At 71.6% G+C, this 8,331-nt stretch carries 5 protein-coding genes and 2 rRNA genes; 4 read left to right on the top strand and 3 right to left on the bottom strand.

Annotated features, from left to right (window positions below; all coding sequences use genetic code 11):
* The 4 genes from BCD48_RS24150 to BCD48_RS24135 form a co-directional block, all read left to right on the top strand.
* Positions 1-173 (top strand): 23S ribosomal RNA (locus BCD48_RS24150); the annotation flags it as partial.
* Between the two features lie 93 nt (positions 174-266).
* Positions 267-383, top strand: a 5S ribosomal RNA gene (gene rrf, locus BCD48_RS24145).
* Positions 384-775: 392 nt separating this feature from the next.
* Complete coding sequence (gene icmF, locus BCD48_RS24140; protein ID WP_071050663.1) at positions 776-4,060, top strand: fused isobutyryl-CoA mutase/GTPase IcmF; 3,285 nt, start codon at positions 776-778, stop codon at positions 4,058-4,060.
* A gap of 255 nt (positions 4,061-4,315) precedes the next feature.
* The gene (locus BCD48_RS24135; protein ID WP_071050662.1) at positions 4,316-4,822 is read left to right on the top strand and encodes a MarR family winged helix-turn-helix transcriptional regulator; all 507 of its coding nucleotides are present in this window, start codon (positions 4,316-4,318) and stop codon (positions 4,820-4,822) included.
* On the opposite strand, the gene BCD48_RS47160 is transcribed toward BCD48_RS24135, so the two are convergent.
* The 3 genes from BCD48_RS47160 to cbiE are packed head-to-tail and all read right to left on the bottom strand — an operon-like array spanning position 4,819 to position 8,071.
* Positions 4,819-5,826 carry a precorrin-6A/cobalt-precorrin-6A reductase gene (locus BCD48_RS47160; protein ID WP_083419115.1) on the bottom strand — a complete coding sequence of 336 codons (1,008 nt, stop codon included), beginning with the start codon at positions 5,824-5,826 and terminating at the stop codon, positions 4,819-4,821. The two genes, BCD48_RS24135 and BCD48_RS47160, sit on opposite strands and share 4 nt — an antisense overlap.
* Positions 5,814-6,566 carry a precorrin-4 C(11)-methyltransferase gene (cobM, locus tag BCD48_RS24120; protein WP_071050661.1) on the bottom strand — a complete coding sequence of 251 codons (753 nt, stop codon included), beginning with the start codon at positions 6,564-6,566 and terminating at the stop codon, positions 5,814-5,816. Before cobM ends, BCD48_RS47160 begins: the two co-directional genes overlap by 13 nt.
* Entirely contained in the window at positions 6,563-8,071 is a 1,509-nt protein-coding gene (gene cbiE / locus BCD48_RS52490; RefSeq protein ID WP_241841953.1) for a precorrin-6y C5,15-methyltransferase (decarboxylating) subunit CbiE, read from the bottom strand. The genes cobM and cbiE overlap by 4 nt, the downstream gene beginning before the upstream one ends.
* Between the last annotated feature and the right edge of the window lie 260 nt (positions 8,072-8,331).

The raw sequence follows: 8,331 nt of genomic DNA, 5'->3' as shown, positions 1-8,331 counted from the left end.
TTCGGAAGGGATAACCGCTGAAAGCATCTAAGCGGGAAGCTCGCTTCGAGATGAGGTCTCCCACAGGGTTAACCTGGTAAGGCCCCCGAGAGATGATCGGGTTGATAGGCCAGATGTGGAAGCACAGCAATGTGTGGAGCTGACTGGTACTAATAGGCCGAGGGCTTGTCCTACAAAGATGCTACGCGTCCACTGTGCGGTTCCCGAGGAACGGCAGACCACCCCGCGCTCCGGCGCGGGGGAAGGTGTCGATAACTCGATAGTGTTTCGGTGGTTTTGGCGGAGAGGGTACGCCCGGTCCCATTCCGAACCCGGAAGCTAAGTTCTCCAGCGCCGATGGTACTGCTCGGGAGGCCGGGTGGGAGAGTAGGTCACCGCCGAACAATCATTGACGGAAGGCCCGTCGTCCCCAGAGAACACTCTGGCGCGGACGACGGGCCTTCCGCATATCCACACCCCCCACACCCGCGACCACACCGCCGGCCACCGGCCCACACGCCTCCAGACCCGGCCCCGACACACCACCCGGCCCACCCCGACCAGCCCGCCCGGCGACCTGCGCCCACGGGCCCAACCGACGTGGGCATCCGGATCGCCTGAGTTCACGGTCACGGGAACCTGCGTCAGGTCGGCGTCGCGGCGGGATCGACCGCGTCACAGTCGGTAGGACGACCGTCGGTCCACTGGCACCCAATAGATGGACGTCCTACTATTGGTAGGCCAAGCTACGTCGCCACCCGGCCCGGCATGGGGCCGTCTCTCAGGAGTGCATGCGATGAGCGCAACCTCAGCCCTCCACGCGCCTGTCTACCCGTTCCGGGCTGTCACCGCCGGCTCGCTGTTCGACGGGCACGACGCCGCGATCAACATCATGCGGCGCTTGCTGCAGGCGCAGGGCGCTGAGGTGATCCACCTTGGCCACGACCGCGGCGTCGAGCAGGTGGTGACAGCCGCGGTCCAGGAGGACGTCAACGCCGTCTTCGTGTCCTCCTACCAGGGTGGACACGTCGAGTACTTCAGCTACCTCGTCGAGCGGCTTCGTGAGCGGGGCGCCGGCCACATCCGGGTCTACGGCGGCGGCGGCGGAGTCATCGTCCCGGAAGAGATCGAGCTGCTGCACGCGCGTGGAGTCGCCAGGATCTTCTCGCCGGCGGACGGGCAGCGGCTCGGCCTCCCGGCGATGATCAACCTCACTCTTCAGGAGAGCGACCGCGACCTCGCGGCCGAACATTCCTCTCTCGACGCGTTGCTCGCGGGCGATGAGACGGCGCTGGCTCGGACGATCTCCGTCCTGGAGGCCGGCCGTTCCCCCGAAATCGCGGAGGCCGTGCAGTCGGCCGCTGCCGGCCGCACAGTTCCCGTGCTCGGTATCACCGGCACCGGTGGCTCCGGCAAGTCGTCGCTCACCGACGAACTGATCCGCAGGCTTCGCCTCGATCAGGAGGACAAGCTGCGGATCGCGGTGATCGCCGTCGACCCGAGCCGTCGCCGTGGCGGTGGCGCGCTGCTTGGCGACCGAATCCGGATGAACTCCCTCGGCGACACCGCCCCCGGCGGCCCGGTCTACTTCCGTTCGCTGGCCACCAGGACCGCCGGCGCGGAGGTCCCCGGACATCTGTCCGAGATCATCGCCGCGACCAAGGCCGCCGGCTTTGACCTCGTCATCGTCGAGACCCCGGGCATTGGGCAGGGAGATGCGGCGATCGTGCCGTACTGCGATGTCTCCCTCTATGTGATGACGCCGGAGTACGGCGCCGCGTCCCAGCTCGAGAAGATCGACATGCTGGACTTCGCTGACGTCGTCGCCATCAACAAGTTCGAACGGCGTGGTGCCGAGGATGCTCGCCGCGATGTCGCCCGTCAGCTGGTCCGCAACCGCGAGGCGTTTGGCACTTCATGGGACGAGATGCCGGTCTTCGGCACCTCGGCGGCCCGATTCAACGACGATGGCGTCACTGGGCTCTACCAGGAACTGAAGAGGCTGCTTGGCGGGCACGGCTTGGCCCTTGCTCCGGGAAGGCTGCCCGGCGTCACTGTGCGCGCCTCCAGTGGCCTGACGACCGTTGTTCCGCCGGCGCGGGTCCGCTACCTCGCCGAGGTCGCCGAGAGCGTCCGCAACTACCACGCCAGGACCGAACAGCAGGCCGAGACCGCCCGCCTGCGGCAGCACGTCACCACCACACTGGAGGCACTCGAGGGCGCTGAGGCCCGTTCCATCGCCCGGGTCGATGCGCCTACCTCGGCGACGGCCGCTGTTGTCGCCCTGCGTGAGGAGGCCGACGCCGCGCTCGATCCCGAAACCCGCAAGCTGATCGAGTCGTGGCCGGCGCTCGTCGCCGAGCGCGCCGGTGACGAGATGGTCTACCGGGTGCGGGACAACGAGATCCGCACGCCGCTGACCCGGACGACGCTGTCGGGCACCAAGATCCCCCGCGTGGCGGTCCCGAAGATCGACGACGATGGCCGCCTGGTGCGGTTCCTGCGTCGAGAGAACCTGCCGGGGCTGTTCCCGTTCACCGCCGGCGTCTTCCCGTTCAAGCGGGCCGGTGAGGCGCCGGCCCGGATGTTCGCCGGCGAGGGCGACGCGTTCCGGACCAACCGCCGGTTCCACTTCCTATCGGCGGGCGCGGCCGCGACCCGGCTGTCGACCGCCTTCGACTCCGTCACGCTCTACGGCCGGGATCCGGAGACGCGGCCGGACATCTATGGCAAGGTCGGCACCTCGGGCGTCTCGATCGCGACCCTCGACGACATGAAGGCGCTCTACGACGGCTTCGATCTTTGCGCGCCGACGACGAGCGTTTCAATGACGATCAACGGCCCGGCGCCCGCGATCCTCGCGATGTTTCTGAACACCGCGATCGACCAGCAACTGGCGAGATTCACGGCCGAGAACGACCGAGAGCCGTCGGCCGACGAGGCCGCGGTGATCCGGGCCGAGGCGCTGTCGACCGTGCGGGGCACCGTGCAGGCCGACATCCTCAAAGAGGACCAAGGCCAGAACACCTGTATCTTCTCCACCGAGTTCGCGCTGCGCTGCATGGCGGACGTGCAGGAATGGTTCATCCAGAACGCGGTCCGCAACTTCTACTCGGTCTCGATTTCCGGCTACCACATCGCCGAAGCCGGGGCCAACCCGATCAGCCAGCTCGCGTTCACGCTCACCAACGGCTTCACCTACGTCGAGACATACCTCGCCCGAGGCATGAAGATCGACGACTTCGCACCGAACCTGTCGTTCTTCTTCTCCAACGGCATGGACGCCGAGTACAACGTGATCGGCCGGGTTGCCCGGCGGATCTGGGCCGTCGCGATGCGCGAGAAGTACGGGGCCAGCGAGCGCTCGCAGAAGCTGAAGTACCACGTCCAGACTTCCGGCCGGTCCCTGCACGCGCAGGAGATGAACTTCAACGACATCCGGACGACGCTGCAGGCTCTGTGCGCGATCTACGACAACTGCAACAGCCTGCACACCAACGCCTATGACGAGGCCGTGACGACGCCGACCGAGCAGTCCGTCCGCCGCGCGCTGGCCATCCAGATGATCATCGACAAGGAGTGGGGCTTGGCCGGCAACGAGAACCCGTTGCAGGGGTCATACATCATCGAGGAGCTCACCGACCTCGTCGAGGAGGCGGTCCTCGCGGAGTTCGAGCGGATCTCCGAGCGTGGCGGCGTGCTCGGCGCGATGGAGACCGGCTACCAGCGCGGGCGCATCCAGGACGAGTCGATGCTCTACGAGCACCGGAAGCACGACGGCTCGCTCCCCATCGTCGGAGTCAACACCTTCCTCGCCCCAGACAACTCGGACGACACCGCCACCGCCCTGGAACTCGCCCGAGCCACGGAGGCCGAGAAGAAGTCCCAGCTCGACCGGCTCGCGGACTTCCACAACCGGCACCGCGACGAGGCCCAGGAGACGCTGCGCCGGCTGCGCGATGTCGCGGCCTCCGGCGGCAACACCTTCGCGGCGCTGATGGATGCCGTCCGCGTGTGTTCGCTCGGCCAGATCACCGAGGGGTTCTTCGAGGTCGGCGGCCAGTACCGCCGCAACGTCTAAGCGCCTCGAAGACGGCTGACGCGTCCAGACCTCCCAGGGTGACGGGGGCTGGCGGGCGCGGCGGGTGATACCGGTGGGTAGGTACGGTGGTACTGGTGGGTAAGGTGTGGCGTCAGCCGCGCCGCGCGCGGTGGCGCCGTTTTGCCTTGACGTCCGGACGTGGGATGCAATGAACACCACCTACCGTGACCACAGGCCGAGACCCGCGTCGACGGTGGCCCCCGTCGACGCCAGCACCCGCCGGAGCGCAGTATCGTGCCGCCGCGCAAGCCCCTCCCCTTCGACCCGATCGCCGAGGCGCGACGGCAGTGGTCCGCGCACGGATGGGCGGAGGCCGCCGACGGGATGGCCGCCGTCACCTCGCTGATGCGTGCCCAGCAGATTGTGCTGGCCCGTGTCGACGAGGTGCTGCGGCCGTTCGAGCTGACGTTCGCCCGCTACGAGGTGCTGATGCTGCTGTTGTTCAGCCGCAGCGGTTCGCTCCCACTCAATCGGATCGGGGTCCGCCTGCAGGTCCACCCGACGAGCGTCACCAGCGCCGTCGACCGGCTCGAGACGCGCGGCCACGTGCGCCGCACACCACACCCGACCGACCGGCGCGCGATCCTCGCCGAGATCACCGACGAGGGCCGGGCGACCGCACTCGCCGCCACCGAGAAGCTCAACGACACGGTCTTCGCGGAGCCCGGCCTGCCCGACGGCGGCATCGACACCCTCGTCGGCCTGCTCAACGAGATGCGCCAGGCCGCCGGGGACTTCTAGGCGACCGCTGAGGCGAGCTCACGCAGCGCGGCAAGGACGCCGTCCACGTTGGGCCAGGTGGGTGGGACCGGGCCGGTCACAGTTGGCCGGTCGACCATGACGACTGGCAGACCGAGCGCTCGGGCGGCATCCAGCTTCGCCACTGTGAGGTCGCCGCCGCTGTCCTTGGTGACGAGCACCCGAATTCGGTGGTCGCGCAGCAGCCGGGTCTCGCCGTCGATCGTGTACGGGCCGCGGTCCAGCAGGACGGTGTGCCGGGTCGGCAGGAGATCGGCGGGGGGGTCGACGGCCCTGATCACGTAGTGGCGGTCGGGATCGGCCGCGAAGGGCGCGAGTTGGCGGCGCCCGGTGGTGACGAAGACGGCCGAGCCGGGCGGGCACAGCGCCCTGGCCCGCTCCGCGGCCGCCGCGAGATGGGGCACGCGATGCCAGTCGTCGCCGGGGCGGCGGGTCCAGCCGGGCCGGGCGAGCCGGAGCAGGGGCACGGCGCCACCCTCGCGCGGGCGATCCCCGCCGTAGCCGTCCTCGTGCTGGCGGTCCCCGCTGGGGCTGCCCTCGCCGGTGCTGCCCTTGGTTGGGCCGGGCCCGGTTGGGCCGGGTGCGGCGCTGCCCTCGGCTGGGCCGGGCTCGGCTGGACTGGGTTGGGCGAGGGGACTGTGTGCCCGGGCCGGTGCGGGCTCCGGTGCCGCCGCCTGCCCGCCTGGTTCCTCGTCGACGCTCGTGCTCGCGCACGCGGCGACGGCGTGCGCGGACATCGTCGCGGCGAACGGGTGCGTCGCGTCGACGACGACGTCGATCCCGCGGGTGCGCAGGAACGCGCGCAGGCCCGCGACCCCGCCGAAGCCGCCGATCACGGTCTCGCCCGCGGGCAGCGCGGGGTCGCTCACCCGCCCCGCGAGCGACGTCGTGACCGTGAAGCTCAGTTCGTCTATGAGCGCGGCGTCGACGAGCGCGGCGGCGAGGTCGCGGGCCTCGCGCGTGCCGCCGAGGATCAGGACACGCACGAGCGGTCCCGCTCCACCGAGTACAGATGGCTGTCGCGGAAGCCGCCCGCCGCCAGCGCGTCGCCGACGATGATGACCGCCGCCCGGCGGACCCCGGCGGCTCGCACGGCCGCGGCGATGTCGGCCAGGCGGCCGCGCAGCACGACCTGGTCCGGCCGGGACGCCCAGGCGACGACGGCGACCGGGGTGTCGGCGCCGTACACCGGCAGCAGGTCCGCGACCACCGCCTCGATCCGCTGCACGGACAGGTGGATCACCATGGTCGCCCGGGCGGCGCCGAGGGCGGCGAGCGTCTCCCCGGCGGGCATGGCGGAGGCGTTCTCGCTGGTGCGGGTCAGCACGACGCTCTGGGCGACGCCCGGCACGGTCAGCTCGCGGCGCAGCTCGGCGGCGGCGGCCGCGTACGCCGACACTCCAGGGCACACGTCGTAGGGGACGCCGGCGGCGTCGAGACGGCGCGTCTGCTCGGCGACGGCGCTGAACACCGACGGGTCGCCGCTGCACAGCCGGGCGACGTCGAGACCGGCCGCGTGCGCGTAGAGGAGGTGGCCGACGATCTCGTCGAGGGTCAGCCGAGCGGTGTCGACGAGCCGCGCGTCGGGAGGGCAGTGCGCGAGCACCGCCGGGTCGACCAGGCTGCCCGCGTACAGGCAGACGGGGGACGCCGCGATCAGGTCCCGGGCGCGCAGCGTGATCAGGTCGGCGGCGCCGGGTCCCGCGCCGATGAAGTGGACGGTCATCGCGTCGCTCCCTTGGTGTGGACCCACTGGGTGACCGGGAGGGCGGGGCGGAAGGCCGTGAACGAGCCGACCGGCTCGGCATGGGAGATCGCGATCCGGCGCAGCCGGCCGCCGGCGCGGCGGTGCCAGCCGGCGAGCAGCGCCTCCGTCTCTATCGTGACCGCGTTGGCGACGAGGCGGCCCCCGGGCGGCAGGGCCGCAAGGCAGGTCTCGATCACGCCCGGGGCGCTGGCACCGCCGCCGACGAACACGGCGTCCGGCGTCGGCAGGCCGGCGAGCGCGCCCGGCGCGCGGCCCTCGACGACGCGCAACGTGTCCGGTGCCGCCGGGGTCCCTGCCGGATCGGCGGCAGGGTTCCCGCCGGATCGGCGGAGCCCGGGGTCCCTGCCGGATCGGCGAAGCCCGGGGTCCCTGCCGGATCGGCGAAGCCGATCTGGGAGGTCTGCTGGCAGGTCTGCTGGGAGGTCTTCTGGGAGGTCAGCGATCCGGGAGGTCTGGGCGCGGCCGGCGGGCCGCTCGACGGCGCCGGCGAGGCGCTCGGCGTTCGCGCGGAGATGGGCGGCGCGGTCGGCTCGCGGCTCGATGGCCACCGCCCGGCACCGGCGGTCGGCGCGCAGCCATTCCGTCGTGATGCCGCCGCTGCCGGCGCCGACGTCCCAGAGCAGCTCGCCGGGTGCCGGCGCGAGCGCGGCCAGGGTGACCGCGCGGACCTCCTGCTTGGTGAGCACACCATCGGTGGCGAATGCGTCATCGGGCAGCCCTGGCACCCGGGCGGCCATCGCCCGCGCGTCGGCCGCGGGGTTCGGCCCGCAGCGGACCGCGACGATGGTGAGCCGGTCGTGTGGCGGCGGCGCGGCGCCGGCGGGGTGGGTGCTCACCCGTTCCCGCGGGCCACCGAGCCGTTCCAGCACGGTGAGCTCGGCGTCGAGGCCGCGTTCGGCCACCAGGCGGCCGACCTGGGCGGCGCCGTCCTCGTCGCCGGTGAGGACGAGCACCCGGGCGCCGGGGCGCAGCTCGGGGCTGACGGCCGCGTAGGGCCGGCCGACCGCGCTGACGACGGACACCTCCTCGACCGGCCAGCCGAGCCGCGCGCAGGCCAGCGAGATCGACGACGGCGCGGACAGCACCCGCACATGCTCGGCGCCGAGTGCCCGTACGAGCGTCCACCCGACGCCGTAGTGCATCGGGTCGCCGCTGGCCAGCACGGCGACCCTGCGCCCCGCGTGGGTCTCGGGCAGGGCCGCGGCCGCGGCGGCCAGGTCACGGGGCCACGCCTCGCCCGCGCGTACCCGCCCGGCGACGAGTGCGAGCTGGCGTGGGCCGCCGAGCACGACATCGGCGATGGCGAGGGCCTCCCTGGCCGGCTGGCCGAGCCCGTCCCAGCCGTCCTCACCGATCCCGACGACGGTCACATCGAAGGTCGCGCCGACGGTCACGCCGACGTCGGCGGCTCGGGCGGGCTCGGCGGCGGGCCCGGTCGCGGCGGGCGGGGGGCTGGCTGGCACAGGGGCGATTGTGCATGTCCTCAGCTCGCGCCGTCGCGTTGATGGCGGTAAGCGGTTCCATGGGGTGTTGGTCGTCACTATCCCGGGGCAGCCCTCCCATGGCACCATGCCTGCCAGGCGACATGAGGGGAACTCCGGTGCGGCGCGCGGCGCCAAGGCCGGGGCGGTCCCGCCACTGTGAGCCGCGGCTGGCACCGCGCGGTGAGCCAGAACACCTCGGCCGCCCGCCCGTGGGCAACAGTTCCCGGGCCCGTACGGGT

The organism is Pseudofrankia coriaricola (assembly GCF_001854805.1).
Classification (GTDB): domain Bacteria; phylum Actinomycetota; class Actinomycetes; order Frankiales; family Frankiaceae; genus Pseudofrankia.
The sequence above is the reverse complement of the archived record's forward strand: the minus strand, read 5'-3'. Positions and strand labels throughout refer to the sequence as shown.

Excerpts from the sequence above, each read along its gene's own strand:
- icmF (WP_071050663.1), top strand. The coding sequence starts at position 776 with ATGAGCGCAACCTCAGCCCTCCACGCGCCTGTCTACCCGTTCCGGGCT.
- cobM (WP_071050661.1), bottom strand. The coding sequence starts at position 6,566 with ATGACCGTCCACTTCATCGGCGCGGGACCCGGCGCCGCCGACCTGATC.